At 69.8% G+C, this 18516-nt stretch carries 3 protein-coding genes; all 3 read right to left on the reverse strand.

Annotated features, from left to right (window positions below; all coding sequences use genetic code 11):
* Positions 1-3803: amino acid adenylation domain-containing protein (locus tag ABZU25_RS33355; RefSeq protein ID WP_355033342.1), on the reverse strand; the 3803-nt coding region annotated here is incomplete at its 3' end.
* On the reverse strand, positions 3800-14686 hold the full coding sequence (locus tag ABZU25_RS33360; protein ID WP_355033343.1) for an amino acid adenylation domain-containing protein: 10887 nt from the start codon (positions 14684-14686) through the stop codon (positions 3800-3802). The genes ABZU25_RS33355 and ABZU25_RS33360, both read right to left, overlap by 4 nt.
* The coding region (locus ABZU25_RS33365; RefSeq protein WP_355033344.1) for an amino acid adenylation domain-containing protein at positions 14668-18516 on the reverse strand (3849 nt) is incomplete at its 5' end. The genes ABZU25_RS33365 and ABZU25_RS33360, both read right to left, overlap by 19 nt.

An 18516-nucleotide genomic window follows, 5' to 3' on the forward strand; every position in this document is an offset into this window, starting at 1 on the left:
GCGAGGGTGGTGATGGCGTGGTGCAGGTCGGTGGGGATGGTGAAGGTGACCCGGTCGCCGTTGCTACTGGCCGTGGCCGGTCGCGGCCGGTCGGTCGGCAGGGTGAGGTGTTCGGGGAGGTCGGCGAGGGTCGTGCTCCAGTACGCGAGTTGCTGTTCGTGGGTGTCGGCGAGCAGACGCTGTTGCCAGAGGGTGTAGTCGGCGTATTGGACGGGCAGCGGCGTCCAGTCGGGTTGGTGTTGGTGGATGCGGGCGGTGTAGGCGGTGGCGAGGTCGGTGGCTAGGGGGTGGCGGGACCAGGCGTCGCTGGTGATGTGGTGCAGCAGCAGGATCAGGACGTGGTCGTCGTCGGCCAGGCGCAGCAGGGTTGCGTGGATGGGCAGGTCGGTGGCGAGGTCGAAGGTGTGCCGGGTCGCGGCGTCGATCTCGTCGGCCAGCCGGGTGGGGTCGGTGGGGAGCAGGTTCAGCGTGATCGCGGCGGTGTCGGCAGGCAGGACGATCTGGTGCGGCCCGTGCTGGTCCTCGGCGAACACGGTCCGCAGACTCTCGTGACGGGTCACGAGGTCGTGCAGGGCTTCGGTGAGAGCTGTGGTGTTCAGCGGCCCGCGCAGACGCAGCGCGGTGGGAATGTTGTAGGTGGTACTGGGTCCTTGGAGTTGGTGCAGGAACCACAGGCGTTGCTGCGCCGGCGACAGGGGGACGCGCTCGGGTCGAGGGACCACCGGGGTGACGGGGGGTCGGGCATGCGCGGCACTGTCGAGGGTCGCGGCGAGTGTGGCCACGGTCGGGGTCTCGAAGACCTGCCGGATCGGTAGCTCGACGTCGAGGGTGGCGCGGATCCGACTGACCAGACGGGTGGCGAGCAACGAGTGCCCACCAAGGTCGAAGAACCCGTCATCGATGCTGACCTGGGACACACCCAACACGTCGGCGAACAGGTCGCACAAGATCTCCTCGTGCGGAGTGCGGGGAGCCCGCCCGGTACTGCGATAGTCCGGCGCGGGTAGCGCACGACGATCAAGCTTGCCGTTCACCGTCGTGGGCAGCTCCGCCAACACAACGATCGCCGACGGAACCATGTAAGCGGGCAGTGTGCTACCCAGGTGTCGGTGTGACTCTTCGACATCGAACCGCGCGTCTGGCTGGAGCGTCAGGTAGGCCACCAACCGTTGATCACCGGGTTGGTCTTCGCGCAGCAGAACCGCCGCCGTGGTGACCTGGGGGTGGTTCAGGAGGGCTGCTTCGATTTCGCCGAGTTCGATGCGGTGGCCGCGGAGTTTGATTTGGTGGTCGGTGCGGCCGTGGTATTCGAGGTGTCCGTGGTGGTTCCACCGGGCGAGGTCCCCGGTGCGGTACATGCGCTCGCCTGGGCGGCCGTAGGGGTTGGCAACGAACCGTTCACCGGTCAGGGCGGCCCGCCGGTGGTATCCGCGAGCCAGCTGCGCGCCGGCGATGTACAGCTCACCGGTGACCCCGGGCGGAACGAGACGCAACGCGGAGTCCAGAACGAGGACGCGGACATTGGCAGTCGGGCGGCCGATCGGAACCGCGACACCGGTGAGGGGCGCTCCGGGCGCGATCCGCTCCTCCACGCAGTGCACAGTCGTCTCGGTGGGGCCGTACACGTTCAGCACTGTGGTGTCCGGGTGCCGCCGCCGCCACCGATCGAGCGGCTCGGCGCGCAGCGGCTCCCCGCCGAACGTGATGGTTCCCGCCGGTGACACCCGGTCGGGTAACGCGGCAAGCACCGGCAGATGCGAGGGGGTGGCCTTCATGAACCGGGGCCGCTCACCGCCGACGACATCGGCCAGCTCGTCGAGCGCCGCGATCCGCACCCGACCACCGGACACCAGCGGGACGTGGATCGCGCCGACGCTCTGGTCGAACGCGACAGACGAGTGCAGTACGGCGAGACCTGTGACGTCGGGATGGGCCTCGCGACACCGGACGAGGTAGGCGCTGAGCGCGCGGTGTTCGATGACGGCACCCTTGGGCGCCCCGGTCGAGCCCGAGGTGTAGATGACGTACGCGGGGTGCCGCGGGTTCAGCGGTGCGCGGCGGTCGGCGTCGGTGACGTCGTGCGCGGGCTGGTCGTCGGCGGGGACGTCGTCGAGGTTGCTCAGGTGCAGCACTGGTGCGGCGTCGGTGAGCATGTGCTGGATGCGGTCGGTGGGGTAGTCCGGGTCGATGGGTAGGTACGCCGCGCCGGCCTTGACGGTGGCGAGCATGGCGGTGATCAGGTCGATGCCCCGGGGCATGCTCAGCGCGACAGTGGTCTCCGGTCCCGCGCCACTGGCGATCAGGGCCCGGGCGAGTCGGTTCGCCGCCGCGTTCACCTGCGCGTACGTGACGACGACCGGTCCGGACAGCAGCGCGACGGCGTCCGGGGTGAGCGCCACCTGCTGCTCGAACAGTTCCGGCAACGTCGTCGCGGGCAGGGTCGCCGTACCGCCGTCGCCGTCGCGGAGGACCCGCCGCCGATCGTCGGCAGCGAGCAGGTCCAGGCGCCCGACAAGCGACTCCGGCGCGGCGGCGATGGTGTCCAGGACCCGAACGAACGTCCCGATGTACGCCTGCACCTCGGCTTCCCCGAACACGTCCGGCAGGTAGCCGAGCGAGCAGTGCAGCGACTCGCGGGGCGACACCAGCAGGCCCAGCGGGTAGTGCATCGAGTCACGCGAGTGGATCCGCAGCACCTGCGGACCGTCGTCGGCGTCGGAGCCGCTGCGGTTGGCTCCCGGCGGATAGTTCTCGAAGACCATGGCGGTGTCGAACAGGGTGGGTACGCCTGCCCAGTTCTGGATGTCGGCGAGGCCGGTCCACTGGTGGTCGAGGAGTGCGGTGTGCCGCTTCTGGATGTGGTGCAGCAGTTCGGTGATGGTGTCGTGGGGGTGCACTGTGATGCGGACCGGTTGGGTGTTGATGAACAGGCCGATCATGGTGTTGATGCCGTCGATCTCCGGTGGCCGGCCGGAGACGGTGGTACCGAAGGTGATGTCTGTGGTGTTCGTGTGGTGGGCGAGGGTGAGCGCCCAGGCGGCCTGCATGACGGTGTTCATGGTGACGCCCTCGCGGCGCGCGAGGCCGGCGAGTGCGTCGGCCGTCGCGGGGGGCACCGTGAAGGCGAGCCGCTGCGGCGGCGTGGTCAGCACGGGGCGGTCGGCGGCGACGACGGTGGGCGCGTCCAGGTCGTCGAGATAGGCGGTCCAGGCGCGACGGGCGGCCTCCCGGTCCCGGTCGTGCAACCACGCGAGGTAGTCCCGGTAGGGACGGACCGCAGGCATCCCCGCGGTCTGGCCGTCGCTGCCGTAGAGGGTCATGAGTTCGCGGAGCAGGATCGGCATGGACCAGCCGTCGAGCAGGATGTGGTGGTTGGTCATGACCAGGCGGTGCCGGTCGGGGCCGAGGCGGATGAGGGTGAACCGGAGCAGGGGTGGTTGGCGCAGGTCGAAGCGGCGCCAGCGGTCGTCGTCGGCGAGGCGGGTGGCTTCGTTCTCGCTGTCGCTCTCGGGTAGCTCTCCGAGGTCGACGTGTTGCCAGGGCACCTCGACGTGACGCGGGATGAGCTGCACCCACTCGCCGGTGTTGCGCTGCCGGAACACGGCCCGCAGGTTGGCGTGCCGGCGGAGCAGCCCGTCCACGGCACCGCGCAGCCGTCCAACGTCGATCTGCCCGCCCAACTCGATGAACACCTGGACGTTGTAGACGTCCAGGGCCTCCTCGTCGTACAGGTGCTGGAAGAGCATGCCCTCCTGCAACGGCGTGAGGGACAGGATGTCGGCCAGGCCGGAGCGCTTGGTCACAGGTCACCCCATTCGTTCTCCAGCACCGCGATCTCGTCCTGGCTGAGCGACGGGTGCGCGATGTCGGCCGGGGTCAACCCGCCGGCCCCCGGGTTCTTCGCGTGCGCGACGAGGACCCGGAGCGCACGCAGCAGATCGTCGGCGAACGTGACAATCTGCGACCGGTCGTGGCACCGGGTGGCGTAGGTGATCCCCACGTGCAGCCGAATGCCGTCCGAACCGGTCCGCGCCGCGGCGGTGATGTCGATGGGGTGGGTGAGGGGTTGGTGGGGGTGGCGGGGGGCGATGCCGTGGGCGAGGGGGTGCCAGTTGTGGGTGGTGGTGGTTTCGGTGGTGGTGGGTTGGTGGGTGGTCATGCGGCCGAGGTAGTTGAAGGAGTAGTGGGGTGTGTGGGGTGGGAGGTGGGGGTTGGTGTGGCGGAGTAGGCCGTAGGTGAGGCCGTTGTGGGGGATGGTGCGGAGGTGTTGCTTGATGGTGCGGAGGGCGCGTCCGGTGGTGGGTCCGGCGTTCCAGAGGTCGGCCCAGTCGGTGATGTGGGGGGTGAGGTGTACGGGGTGTTGGGTGGTGAACCAGCCGACGGTGCGGGTGAGGTCGGTGCCGGGGGTGAGGTGTTCGTGTCGGCCGTGGCTTTCGAGGTCGACGGTGACGCTGTCGCCGTGGTGGTGGCTGGCGGCGATGGCGAGGGCGGTGAGCAGGAGGTCGTTGATGGTGGCTTGGTAGATGGTGGGGACCCAGGTGAGGAGGGCTTGGGTGGTGTCGGCGTCGAGGTCGACGCTGATGTGGTCGCTTGTGGTGATGGTGTCGTCGCTGGTCACCGGTGTGGTGGTGGGGGTGTTGTGGAGGAGGTCGGTCCAGGTGGGTAGGTCGTCGAGGGTGGTGTCGGCACTCGCGAGGGTGGCCAGGGTGGTGGTCCACTGCCGCCACGAGGTGCCCACCGGCGGGAGTGGGGTGCCGGGGTGGTGGTAGGCGTGCGCGAGGTCGGCGGTGATGATGGGCCAGGACGCGGTGTCGACGCTGAGGTGGTTCGCGACGAGCAGCAGCAGACCGGGTTGGTCCGGGCCCCGGTTGATCCAGGTGGTGTGCAGCATCTGCCCGCGGGTGGGCTCGAGGCTGTCACGCGCGGCGGTGGCGTAGGTCGACAGGTCGGCGCGGATGCGGGCCTCGTCATGCCCGGCCGCGTCGACGTGGGTGATGGGTGCGGTGATGCTGCCCGGCGCCGGGATGTGCAACTCGGTGCCGGTCACTGTCAACCGCAGGGCGTGGTGGTGATCGATGAGCGTGTCGATCGCGGCGCGCAACCGTTCCGGATCCAGTCCGGCGGGCGCCTGCACCACGATCGACTGGTGCGAGATCGCCAACACACCCCGCTCGAGTGCCTGGGCGATGACCGGGGTGGCGGGTGTCGGACCACACGGGTCGACATCAGTGGTCCCGACGGGCTGGTGATCGGGGGTCAGGGCGCTGAGGTTCGCCACCGTCTGGTGTTCGAAGACGTCCCGGATGGACACCGTGAGGCCGGCCGCGCGGGCCCGGCTGACCAACTGGATCGACAAGATGCTGTCCCCACCGAGGTCGAAGAACCTGTCGTCCACCCCGACCTCGCCCAGGTTCAACACCTCGGCGAACAACTCACACAACAACGCCTGCACCGGACTCGCCGGTGCCCGCCGCGCCGACACCGCACCGTAGTCCGGTGCCGGCAACGCGGCCCGGTCCAGTTTCCCGTTCGCCGTCAACGGCAACACCTCGATCGCCACGACCGCCGCCGGCACCATGTACTCCGGCAACACCCGCCGCAACCGCTCCCGCACCCCGCTCACATCCAGCGAAACATCAGCCTTCGCGATGACGTAGCCCACCAACCGGCGATCACCCGGACGGTCCTCCCGCACCACCGCACAACCCGCCGCCACCCCCGGATCCTCGGCGAGCGCGGCCTCGACCTCACCCAGCTCCACCCGGAAACCACGAATCTTGACCTGGTCATCGGTTCGCCCCGCGTACTCCAACTCACCACGACGATTCCACCGCGCCAGATCCCCGGTCCGATACATCCGCTCACCCGGCTCACCGAACGGATTCGCCACGAACCGCTGCGCGGTCAACCCACCCCGACGCAGATACCCCCGCGCCAACTGCACACCGGCCACATACAACTCACCCACCACACCCGCCGGCACCACCCCCAACACCGCATCCAGCACCAACATCCGCGTATTGCGCAACGGCCGACCAATCGGCAGGATGCCGTCCGGCAACGCGTCAGTGGTGTCGACATGCCAGGTGGTGCAACCGACGATCGTCTCGGTGGGCCCGTACTCGTTGACGACTGTCGCCTGCGGGTGCGCGTCAAGCAGCGCCCGTACGGCGGTGCCGACCAGCGGCTCGCCGCCGAGCACCACCTGGCCGGCCGGGACGAACCCGCGCGGGAACCCGGTGATCAGGCCCAGGTGGCTGGGGGTCGCCTTCAGGAACGTGTAACCAGACTCGTCCGGGCGGTCCGGCAGGTCCTGGAGATCGACCAGTTCCACCAGGCCGCCGCTCAGCAGCGGCGCGTACAGCGCGGTGACGGTCAGGTCGAACGACAGTGGTGAGTGCAGCAGCGCCCGCCCGGTGAGACCCGGATACAGGTCGGTCGCGGCCACCAGGTAGTTGATCAGCGGCTGGTGTTCGACGACCACGCCCTTCGGAAGACCTGTCGACCCGGACGTGTAGATCACGTAGACGGCGTTCCACGACGACAACGGGGCCGGCCGTTCCGATGGCTCCACGTCGGTGCCGGGAAGTCGGTCCAGTGCCGCCCGTACACCGTCGGAGTCGAGCACCACCTGGGGTACGTCCGTCCCCAGCGGCTCGGACGGCGTGGCACGGGTGGTCAGTACGCACACCGGTTCGGTGTCGGCGAGCATCAGGGCCACCCGGTCGGCGGGATGGTCGGCGTCGATCGGCAGGTACGCGGCACCGGCCTTCAGCACACCGAGCACCGCGACCACCATCTCGACAGACGGTGGCACGGCGATCGCCACCGTCGTCTCCGGTCCGGCGCCCCGCTCGAGCAGCAGCCTGCCGAGCCGGTTCGCCCGATCGTTGAGCTGCGCGAACGTCAACGCGGTGCTGCCGTGCCGGACGGCCGTCCGATTCGGTGTGCGGGCGACCTGCCCCTCGAACAGCACCGGGATCGTCGAGGTCTGCACCTCTTCCGCGGTGTCGTTCCACTCCGCGAGGATTTGCTTGCGTTCCGCCGCGCCGAGGATGTCGATGCGCTCGATCGACGCATCGGGGTCGTCCGCCACCGCGTCGAGCAGCCGGACGAACCGTTCGGTAATGCCCTCCACGGTCTCCGCGTCGAACAGATCGGTGCGGTACTCGAGGAAACCACGGATGCCGGCCGGTCGGCCCTCCGCGTCGAACTCCTCGGCCAGTGTCAGGTTCAGGTCGAACTTGGCGGCCCGGGTGAGCGTGGGCACCTTCGTCAGCGTCAGACCCGGCAACAGGACCGGTGGGCCGGACCGGGTCGGGTCGTCGATGTTGTTGTAGGTGATCACCACCTGGAACAGCGGATGGTGGGCCAGCGTCCGGGTCGGGTTGAGCGCCTCGACCAGCCGTTCGAATGGAAGGTCCTGGTGTCCGTACGCGGCGAGGTTGGTCTCCCGCACCTGGCGCAACAGTCCCCGGAAGCTCGGGTTGCCGTCGGTACGGGTCCGCAGCACCAGCGTGTTGACGAAGAAGCCGACCAGCCCGGTGAGAGCGTCGTCGGTGCGACCGGCGACGGGTACGCCGATCGGGACGTCGGTGCCGGCACCGAGCCGGGTCAGCAGTGTCGCCAGAGCGGCCTGCACGACCATGAACGTGCTCGCGTTGCCCGATCGGGCCACTGCGACGACACGTTCGTGCAGCTCGGCGGGAATCACGATGCCGATCCGGTCGCCGTTCGTCGAGGCCACCGGCGGCCGCGGCCGGTCCATCGGCAACGTCAGCTGTTCCGGCAACCCGGCCAGCGCGGCACGCCAGTAGTCGAGCTGGCGGGCGGCCTCACCGTCGGGATCGGCGGGGTCCAGCAGCCGGTGCTGCCAGAGCGTGTAGTCGGCGTACTGGGCTGGCAGCGGTGTCCACAGTGGTGCGTGACCGTCGCGGCGGGCCGCGTAGGCGGCGGTCAGCTCGTCGGCGAGCAGCCCCATCGACCAGGCGTCACCGGCGATGTGGTGCAGGACCAGCAGGAGCAGATGGTCGTTGGGCCCGCAGCGCAGGATCCGGACCCGGATCGGCACCTCGGTGGTCAGGTCGAAGCCGGCGCGGGCGGCAACGTCCAGCACCTCACCGACCCGGTCGGCCGGCACCTCGTCGACCCGTGCGACAGGCGGCACCTGGTCCATCGGCAGCACCACCTGGTAGGCGCCGCCGTCCTCCTCGGCGAACACCGTCCGTAGGCTCTCGTGCCGCGCGACGAGATCGTCCAGGGCCTGGAGCAGCGCTGCGACGTCCAGGTCGCCGTCGAGCCGGAGCGCGATCGGGATGTTGTACGCCGCGGACGGCCCTTCCAGCCGGTGCAGGAACCAGAGCCGCTGCTGGGCGTACGACAGCGGCACCCGCTCGGGCCGGGGACGCGCGGCGGTCAGCCGCTCCCGGGCGGTGCCCGCCACGTCGAGAGCGCCACCCAGCCCGGCCACCGTCGGCGTCTCGAAGAGCTGTCGGATCGGCAGCTCGGTGTCGAGCGTGGCGCGGATCCGCCCGACGAGCCGGGTGGCGAGCAACGAGTGGCCGCCGAGGTCGAAAAAGTCGTCGTCGATCGAAACCCGCGGCACGCCGAGCGTCTCGGCGAACAACCCGCAGAGGATCTCCTCGGTCGGGGTACGCGGCGGACGGCCGCCGAGGCCGGTCAGCTCCGGCGCCGGTAGCGCGGCCCTGTCGAGTTTGCCGTTCGGCGTCAGGGGGAGGGCGGTGAGCGGCTGGAACACGGCCGGGACCATGTAGTCGGGCAGACGGTCTCGCAGGTGTGCGCGCAACGCATTGACATCGACAGCGTGCTCAGGCTCCGCCGGGACGACGTACGCGACGAGACGCCTGTCGTCGGGGCGGTCCTCGCGGACCACGACGACCGACCGGGACACCTCCGGACAGCTGGCCAGCGCCACCTCGATCTCGCCCAGCTCGATCCGGTGTCCACGGAGTTTCACCTGGTGGTCGACCCGGCCCAGGTAGTCCAACGATCCGTCGCGGTCCCACCGGGCCAGGTCGCCGGTGCGGTACATCCGGTCGCCCGGCGCGCCGTACGGGTCGGCCACGAAGCGCTCCGCGGTGAGTCCGCTGCGGTCGTGGTAGCCGCGGGCGAGCTGCACGCCGGCGAGGTAGAGCTCTCCGGGCACGCCGGGGGGCACCGGGGCGAGCGTCGGTCCGAGCACGTAGGCCCGGGTGTTGCGGATCGGGGTGCCGAGGCGGGGCTGGTCCGCGGTCCCGGTGTCGACGTCCGACAACGTCGCCCACACGGTGACCTCGGTCGGGCCGTACAGGTTGGTCACCCTCGGCGCGGCCGCGCAGAGGTCGCGGGCCAGGTCCGGAGGCAGCGCCTCGCCGCCGACAAGTACTCGGGTACGACTCAGGTCGACGCCGTCCTGACCGACGACGCCCCGCCACAGGCTTGGCGTGGCCTGCACGACGGTGACCCCCGCGTGGCCGATCAGGTTGGCGAGCAGCCGGGGGTCCCGGGTGTCCTCGTGGGTGGCGACCACAGTGCCCGCGCCCTGCAGCAGCGGCAGGAACATCTCCAGACCGGCGATGTCGAAGCCGACGGTCGTGACGGCCAGGAGCCGGTCCGCCGGGGTAAGCCGGAACCGGTCCTGCATCGCGGCCAGGAAGTTCCCCAACGCGCGGTGGGTGACGAGGACGCCCTTCGGTCGGCCGGTCGAGCCCGACGTGTAGATCGTGTAGGCCGGCTGGTCCGGGTGGACCGGGCTGCGCCGATCGTCGTCGGTGAGATCGCCGTCGGCGAGACCGGCGAGCGTCGCTGTGGTGTCCGCGTGGTCGAGCAGCACTGTGGGCGGGCGCTGCGCCGGCAGCCGGTCGAGCACGGTCGTGGTGCTCAGCAGCAGCGCCGGCGCGGCGTCGTCGAGCATGCCCTGGATCCGCTCCGCCGGATGGGTGTGGTCGAGGGGCAGGTAGGCCGCGCCGCTCTTGAGGACCGCGAGCAGCGCCACGACGAGGTCCACGGAGCGGTCCAGCGCGATCCCGACGAACCGTTCGGCGTCCGCGCCCTGCCGGACCAGCAGCCGGGCCAGTTGGTTGGCGCGCGCGTCGAGCTGGGCGTAGCTGAGCGTTTCACCGCGGGAGGTCACGGCCATCCGGTCCGGGTACCTGGCGGCGGTCCGGGCGAACCCTTCGATGACCGTCGCCGGCGGTACCGCTACGACCGGCCCGGTTCCGGCCTCGACGAGAGCCTGGCGCTCACCGGGTCGGAGGATGTCGAGCGCGGAGACGGTTCGACGTGGGTCGCGCACCGCCGCGCTCAGCATCCGTACGAACCGGTCCGCCATCGTCTCGATGGTTTCCCGGTCGAACAGCGCGGTGCTGAACGTGATCGCGCCACTGAGGTGGTCGAGTGTGCCGTCCGGCGCGAACCGCTCGGTCAACGCCACGGACAGGTCGAACCGCGCCACGTTGGGGTTCGTCACCTCGACGTCGACGGAGAGCCCGGGCAGCCGGCGCAGCTCACTCGCGGCGCTGCCGTCCTCCGCGTTGTTCAGCGTGAGCAGGATCTGGAACAGCGGGTGGTGAGCCAGCGACCGGGCCGGGTTGAGCTGCTCGACGAGGTGTTCGAACGGCAGGTCCTGGTGTGCGTGCGCCTCCAGGTGCGTCTCCCGCACGTGGGCGAGCAGCTCCTGAAAGGTCGGATCCGCGCTGGTGTCGACGCGCAGCACCAGCGTGTTGACGAAGAAGCCGATCAGGTCGGTGAGGTTGTCGTCGGTGCGGCCGGCGATGGGAGTGCCGACCGGGATGTCGGTGCCGGCGCCGAGGCGGGTGAGCAGTGCGGCCAGGGCCGCGTGCAGCACCATGAAGACGGTGGCGCCGGCCTTGCGCGCCAGGGCACCGATCGCGGCGTGCAGCCCGTCGGGCAGGACGAAGGTGACCCGGTCACCGTGGTACGTGGCCACCGCCGGGCGGGGCCGGTCCGTGGGCAGGGCGAGTTGCTCGGGAAGTCCCGCCAGTGACCGCGACCAGTAGGCGAGCTGTGCCGCACCCGCCTCCACGAGCAGGTCACGCTGCCAGAGTGTGTAGTCGGCGTACTGCACGGGCAGCGGATTCCAGCTCGGTGCCCGACCACGCGCACGCGCCGTGTACGCGGTCGTCAGGTCCGCGGCGAGTGGGCGCCGGGACCAGGCGTCGCTCGCCACGTGGTGCAGCAGGAGCATCAGTACGTGGTCGGTCTCGCCGAGCCGCAGCACTGTGGCGTGCACCGGCACGTCGGTGGACAGATCGAAGGTGTGGCGCGTGGCCTGCGCGATGTCGTCCGCCAGGCGGTCGGGGTCGGTGTCCCGCACGGGCAGCGCGGGCCGGACCGCGTCCGCCGCCAGCACCCTCTGGTACGGGCCGTGCTCGTCCTCGCCGAAGACCGTACGCAGAATCTCGTGCCGGGCGATCACGTCGTGCAGGGCCCGGGTGAGCGCCGGCACGTCGAGCACGCCGGTGAGCCGAAGCGCGGTGGGGATGTTGTAGACGGCGTTCGGCCCCTGTAGCTGGTGCAGGAACCAGAGCCGCTGCTGCGCGTACGACAACGGGATCCGGTCCGGGCGAGGCAGGACGGCGGTCACCGCGGGACGGATGACGGCGGAGGCGCTGTCGAGTGCCGCCGCCAGCCCGGCAACGGTCGGCGTGGCGAACAACTGCCGGATCGCGAGTTCGACCCCGAGCGTCGCCCGGATTCGGCTGACCAGGCGGGTGGCAAGCAGCGAGTGCCCGCCGACGTCGAAGAAGCCGTCGTCGATCGTGATCTGCGGCAACCGCAGGACCTCCGCGAACAGATCACACAGGATCTCCTCGCGGGGCGAGCGGGGGGCGCGTCCCGTGCTGCGGTACTCCGGCGCCGGCAGTGCGCGGCGGTCCAGCTTGCCGTTGGTGGTCATCGGCATGGCGTGCAGCCGGACCAGCGCCGCCGGGAGCATGTAGTCCGGCAGCAGCCCGGCCAGGTGCTCCGTCACCGCGTCGCCGACCTCCTCGTCGGCGACGTAGTAGCCGACGAGGCGCTTGTCACCCGGCTGGTCCTCACGCAGGACGACGCAACCCTGAGCCACCGCGGCGTGGGCGTTCAACGCGGACTCGATCTCGCCCAACTCGATCCGGAAGCCGCGGACCTTTACCTGGTGGTCCGTGCGTCCGAGGCACTGCAGGGTGCCGTCGTCGTCCCACGCGCCGAGGTCGCCGGTGCGGTACATGCGGCTGCCGGGCTCACCGTACGGACTGGCCACGAACCGCTCGGCGGTGAGCGCGCGCCGCCGGTGGTAGCCGCGGGCGAGCTGCGTGCCGGCGATGTAGATCTCGCCGGGTACCCCCGGTGGCACCGGTCGCAGAGCGCCGTCCAGCACGTAGATCTGGGTGTTGAGGTAGGGCCGGCCGACCGGGACGGGCCCCGGGGGCAACTCCATGCCCGGCGGGATCTGGTATTCGCTGGAGTTGATGGTGGCCTCGGTCGCGCCGTACCCGTTGACGACGGTGCTGTCCGGGTTGCCTGCCCGCCACTGGGCGAGGGCCTCGCCGAGGAGCTGCTCGCCGCCGATGATCAGGGTGCCGGTGGGTGAGGCCTGCGGCGGCAACGCGTTGAGGAGAGGCAGATGGGATGGGGTGATCTTGACAAACGTCGGCCGGGTCGCCTGCTCGGTGTGCTCTTCGAGGCTGGCGAGGTGTACGTGACCGCCGGTGGTCAGCGGCGTCCACAGTGCGGTGCCGGTGAGGTCGAACGAGATCGGCGAGTGCAGCAGCGAGTTGCCCGCCGCGTCCGGGTATGCGGTCCCGGCACGGTGGAGGTACGCGCCCAGGGCGCGGTGCTCGATGATGACGCCCTTGGGTCGCCCGGTGGAGCCGGACGTGTAGATGATGTAGACCGCATGGCGCGGGTCCAGCGGATTCGTCCGGTCGGCGTCGGTGACATCCTCGGCTGACCGGCTCGCGACGTCCAGGCCGTCCAGCGTCCGCAGCGTCAGGACGGGGGCGGCATCCTCGATCATGTGCGCGATGCGCTCGGCCGGATAGCCACTGTCGATCGGCACGTAGGCCGCGCCGCTCTTGACGACGGCCAGCATGGCGGTGATGAGATCGATCCCCCGTGGCATGCACAGTGCCACGGTCGTGTCGGGACCGGCGCCACCGGCGATCAGCGCGCGGGCCAGTCGGTTCGCCGACGCGTTGAGTTCGCGATAGGACACCGACGTCGGGCCGTGCCGGAGCGCCGGGGCATCCGGAGTCCGTGCGGCCTGCGCCTCGAACAGCCCGGGAAGGCCCGCCTCGGGCGTGTCGGCCCGCGGGCCGTTCCAATCGTGCAGGATGCGGTGCCGGTCGGCCGGCGGCAGCAGGTCCAGCCGGCTGAGCGTGCCGGTCGGCTGGGCGGCGATCGCCTCGATCACCCGTACCAGCGTCTGCCCGATCGACTGCGCGTCCGCCGGGGAGATGATGTCCGGGTGGTGCTCCACCCGGAAGCCGAGGCGGTCACCGCGCATCGACGCGATCACGGTCAGCGGATAGTGGGAGCCGGTACGCGCCTCCGCAGCGGACACCCGCAGCTGCGTCGTGTCGAGCGTCCCGGCCATCTCGTCCGCGTCGAACGGATAGTTCTCGAAGACCATGGCGGTGTCGAACAGGGTGGGTACGCCTGCCCAGTTCTGGATGTCGGCGAGGCCGGTCCACTGGTGGTCGAGGAGTGTGGTGTGGCGTTTCTGGGTGTGGTGGAGCAGTTCGGTGATGGTGTGGTGGGGGTGCACTGTGATGCGGACGGGTTGGGTGTTGATCAACAGGCCGATCATGGTGTTGATGCCGTCGATGTCCGGTGGCCGGCCGGAGACGGTGGTGCCGTAGGTGATGTCTGTGGTGTTGGTGTGGTGGGCGAGGGTGAGTGCCCAGGCGGCCTGCATGACGGTGTTCATGGTGAGGCCCTCACGGCGCACGTAGCCGGCCAGCGCCGCACCCGTCCCGGCGTCGATCGTGAACGGCAGCCGCCGCGGTGGGCTGGTCAGCGCCGGCGGATTCGGCGCGATGATCGTCGGCGTGGAGAGGTCCGCGAGGTAGCCGGTCCAGGCCGAACGCGCCGCGTCGGCGTCGCGACTGCCGAGCCAGGTCAGGTAGTCCCGATACGGCTGGATCAGAGGCAGCGCGGTGGTGTCCCCGTCGCTGGCGTAGAGGGTCATGAGTTCGCGGAGCAGGATCGGCATGGACCAGCCGTCGAGCAGGATGTGGTGGTTGGTCATGACCAGGCGGTGCCGGTCGGGGCCGAGGCGGATGAGGGTGAATCGGAGCAGGGGTGGTTGGCGCAGGTCGAAGCGGCGCCAGCGGTCGTCGTCGGCGAGGCGGGTGGCTTCGGTCTCGCTGTCGCTCTCGGGTAGCTCTCCGAGGTCGACGTGTTGCCAGGGCACCTCGACGTGACGCGGGATGAGCTGCACCCACTCGCCGGTGTTGCGCTGCCGGAACGCGGCCCGCAGGTTGGCGTGCCGGCGCAACAGGGCCTCGATGGCGGCGCGTAGACGCGCGGGATCGCACGGCCCGTCCAGGTCGAACGCGAGCTGCGAGACGTAGACGTCCAGCTCACCTTCGTCGTAGAGGCGGAGGAAGAGGAATCCCTCCTGCAACGGTGACAACGGCAGGACGTCTTCGATCCGGCGGGTGGCGTTCAACTCTGGATCTCCCATTCGGACTCGAGCTCGGCCTCGAACTCGTCGATCTCGTCTTGGTCGAGGGTGCTGTGGGTGAGGTCGGCGGGAGTCAGTCCGCCAGCGTCCGGGCGGCGCGCGTGGGCGACCAGGACCCGGAGTGCCCGAAGCCAGGTCTGTGCCAGCTCCTCGATCTCCTCCCGATCACACAGCCGGGTCGCGAGGGTGAATGTCGCGTGTAGGCGCAGGCCGCTCTCCGTGACATGGGTGGCGGCGGTGATGTCGATGGGGTGGGTGAGGGGTTGGTGGGGGTGGCGGGGGGCGATGCCGTGGGCGAGGGTGTGCCAGTTGTGGGTGGTGGTGGGTTGGTGGGTGGTCATGCGGCCGAGGTAGTTGAAGGAGTAGTGGGGTGTGTGGGGTGGGAGGCGGGGGTTGGTGTGGCGCAGGAGGCCGTAGGTGAGGCCGTTGTGGGGGATGGTGCGGAGGTGTTGCTTGATGGTGCGGAGGGCGCGGCCGGTGGTGGGTCCGGCGTTCCAGAGGTCGGCCCAGTCGGTGATGTGGGGGGTGAGGTGGACGGGGTGTTGGGTGGTGAACCAGCCGACGGTGCGGGTGAGGTCGGTGCCGGGGGTGAGGTGTTCGTGTCGGCCGTGGCTTTCGAGGTCGACGGTGACGCTGTCGTCGTGGTGGTGGTGGGTGGCGGCGATGGCGAGGGCGGTGAGCAGGAGGTCGTTGATGGTGGCTTGGTAGATGGTGGGGACCCAGGTGAGGAGGGCTTGGGTGGTGTCGGGGTCGAGGTCGACGCTGATGTGGTCGCTGGTGGCGATGGTGTCGTCGCTGGTCACCGGTGTGGTGGTGGGGGTGTTGTGGAGCAGACCGGTCCAGGTGGGTAGGTCATCGAGGGTGGTGTCGGTGTGCGCGAGGGTGGCCAGGGTGGTGGTCCATTGCCGCCATGAGGTGTTGACGGGCGGGAGTGGGGTGTGGGGGTGGTGGTAGGCGTGGGCGAGGTCGGTGGTGATGATGGGCCAGGACGCGGTGTCGACGCTGAGGTGGTTGGCGACGAGTAGCAGCAGGCCGGGTTGGTGTGGACCGCGGTTGATCCAGGTGGTGTGCAGCATGTGCCCGCGGGTGGGATCGAGGCTGTCGCGGGCGGCGGTGGCGTAGGTGGGTAGGTCGGCGCGGATACGGGCCTCGTCATGCCCGGTCGCGTCGACGTGAGCGATCAGCGCGGTGATGCTGCCCGGCGGCGGAATGTGCAGATCAACGCCGGTCAGGGTGAGCCGTAGAGCGTGGTGATGATCGATGACTGTGGCGATGGCCAGGCGGAGCCGCTCCGGATCCAGTCCGGCGGGTGCTTGCAGAACTGTCGACTGGTGGGAGATCGCCAGCGGGCCACGCTGCAGGGCCTGCGCGATGACGGGTGTGGGTGGTGTCGGACCACACGGGTCGATGTCCGTTGTTTCGACGGGAGCGCGATCCGGGGTGAGTGCGCTGAGGTTCGCGACCGTCTGGTGTTCGAAGACGTCCCGGATGGACATTGTGAGTCCGGCCGTGCGGGCCCGGCTGACCAGTTGGATGGACAGGATGCTGTCGCCGCCGAGGTCGAAGAACCTGTCGTCTACACCGACTTCGGTCAGGTTCAACACCTCGGCGAACAGGTCACACAACAGCGTCTGCACAGGGTTCGTTGGTGCCCGTCGTGCTGACACGGAACCGTAGTCCGGTGCGGGTAGCGCGGCCCGGTCCAGTTTCCCGTTCGCAGTCAACGGCAGGGCGTCGACAGTGACGACCGCCGCCGGCAGCATGTATTCCGGCAACACCCGCCGTAGCCGCTCCCGCACACCACTCAGGTCGAGCGAAGCATCAGCCTTCGCGATGACGTAGCCCACCAGCCGGCGATCACCTGGACGGTCCTCGCGGACCACCACACACCCCGCGGCGACCCCCGGAAGCTCAGTGAGCGCGGCCTCGACCTCACCCAGCTCCACCCGGAAACCACGAATCTTGACCTGGTCATCGGTTCGCCCCGCGTACTCCAACTCACCATGGCGATTCCACCGGGCCAGATCTCCGGTCCGATACATCCGCTCACCGGGCTCACCGAACGGATTCGCCACGAACCGCTGCGCGGTCAACCCACCCCGACGCAGATAACCCCGCGCCAACTGCACACCGGCCACATACAACTCACCCACCACACCCGCCGGCACCACCCCCAACACCGCATCCAGCACCAACATCCGCGTATTGCGCAACGGCCGACCAATCGGCAACACCGCCTGGGGCACGTACGGTGCCCGTACCTCGTGCTGGGTCACACACAGCGTCGTCTCGGTGGGACCGTACAGTTGCCGCACGACAAGCTCCGGCCGTGCCGCGAGGACTGCCGCGACGGCGGCCGGCGACACCACGTCACCGCCGGTCAGCACCTCGCGTACCCCGGCGAAGCAGCTCGGGTCCTCCTCGACAAGGACGCGGAAGAAGCCGGCGGTCAGGTGCACCGCCGTGATCCGCTCATCGACAAGCAGCCGGCGGAGCGAGGCGTGGTCGAGTGCGCCGGCCGGCGCGACCACCACAGTGCCGCCGGCGAGCAGCGGCACCCACATCTCGTACGTCGACACGTCGAACGCGTGCGGGGCGTGCAGCAGCACCCGCTCATGGGTCCCCGGCGTCCAGCACGGATCGAGGGCCAGGTCCACGACACCCCGTTGGGTGGTGACGATGCCCTTGGGCAGGCCGGTGGAGCCAGACGTGTACATGACGTACGCGGCGTCGTCGGGATGCCCGGCCACTGCCGGAGCGTGGTCCGGATACCGCGCCAGGGCGGCCTGGTCGTCCGCGACCACCACATCCAGACCGAGCCCCGCGGCCCGTGCCTGCTCGTCGAAGTCCGTCACCACAAGCGTGGCACCGGTGTCCGTGGCGACGAACCGCATCCGATCCTCGGGGTACGTGTCGTGCAGCGGCGCGTACGCCCCGCCCGCCTTCGTGATGGCCAGCGTCGCCACGACCACGTCGACGGACCGCCGCATCAGCATCACCACCGGGTCGCCGGACCGGACGCCGCGGGCGATCAGATGGTGGGCGAGCCGGTTGGCCCGGGCGTCCAGCTCGGCGTAGCTCAGGGTCACGCCGTCGCTCGTGACGGCGGGAGCTTGCGGATGCCGGGCGACCCGTTCCGCGAAGAGCTGCGCCAGGGTGCCGGTCGGCGTCGGGTATCCGGTGTCGTTCTGCTCGTGCAGAACTCGTCGGCGCTCGTCCGTCGACAGCAGTTCGGCCCGGCTGATCGGCTGGTGCGGATCCGCGACGGCCGCCTTGAGCACCCGGACCAGCCGGTCGGCGATGGAACGCGCGGTATCCGGTTCGAACAGGTCGGTGCTGTAGTCGAGCACACCGGCGAGCACCCTCCCGCCGTCCGGATCGACGCGTTCGGTAAGCGCGAAGCCGAGATCGATCTTGGTGCTGCCGGTCCTGGTCTCCTCGCGCGTGACCGTCAGCCCTGGCAACGTCACCCCCGCACCGGAGTCGCCTGTCGAATCGAAGATCAGCATGGTTTGGAAGAGGGGGTGGTAGGCGAGCGTTCGGGTGGGGCTGAGGTGTTCGACGAGTCGTTCGAAGGGCAAATCTTGGTGGGCGTAGGCGCTGAGGTCCGTGTCACGGACACGACGCAGGAGGTCAGCGAAGGTGGGGTTGCCGCCGGTGTTGGTGCGGAGGACGAGGGTGTTGACGAAGAACCCGATGAGAGACGTCAGCCCGTCGTCGGTGCGTCCGGCGATGGGCGTGCCGATGGGGATGTCGGTGCCGGCGCCGAGGCGGGTGAGCAGTGTCGCGAGGGCGGCTTGGATGACCATGAAGGGGGTGACGTTGTGGTC

Source organism: Micromonospora sp. NPDC005215, from assembly GCF_040607915.1.
In the GTDB taxonomy this organism is placed as follows: Bacteria; Actinomycetota; Actinomycetes; order Mycobacteriales; family Micromonosporaceae; genus Micromonospora.

Excerpts from the sequence above, each read along its gene's own strand:
- ABZU25_RS33360 (WP_355033343.1), bottom strand. The coding sequence starts at position 14,686 with ATGGGAGATCCAGAGTTGAACGCCACCCGCCGGATCGAAGACGTCCTG.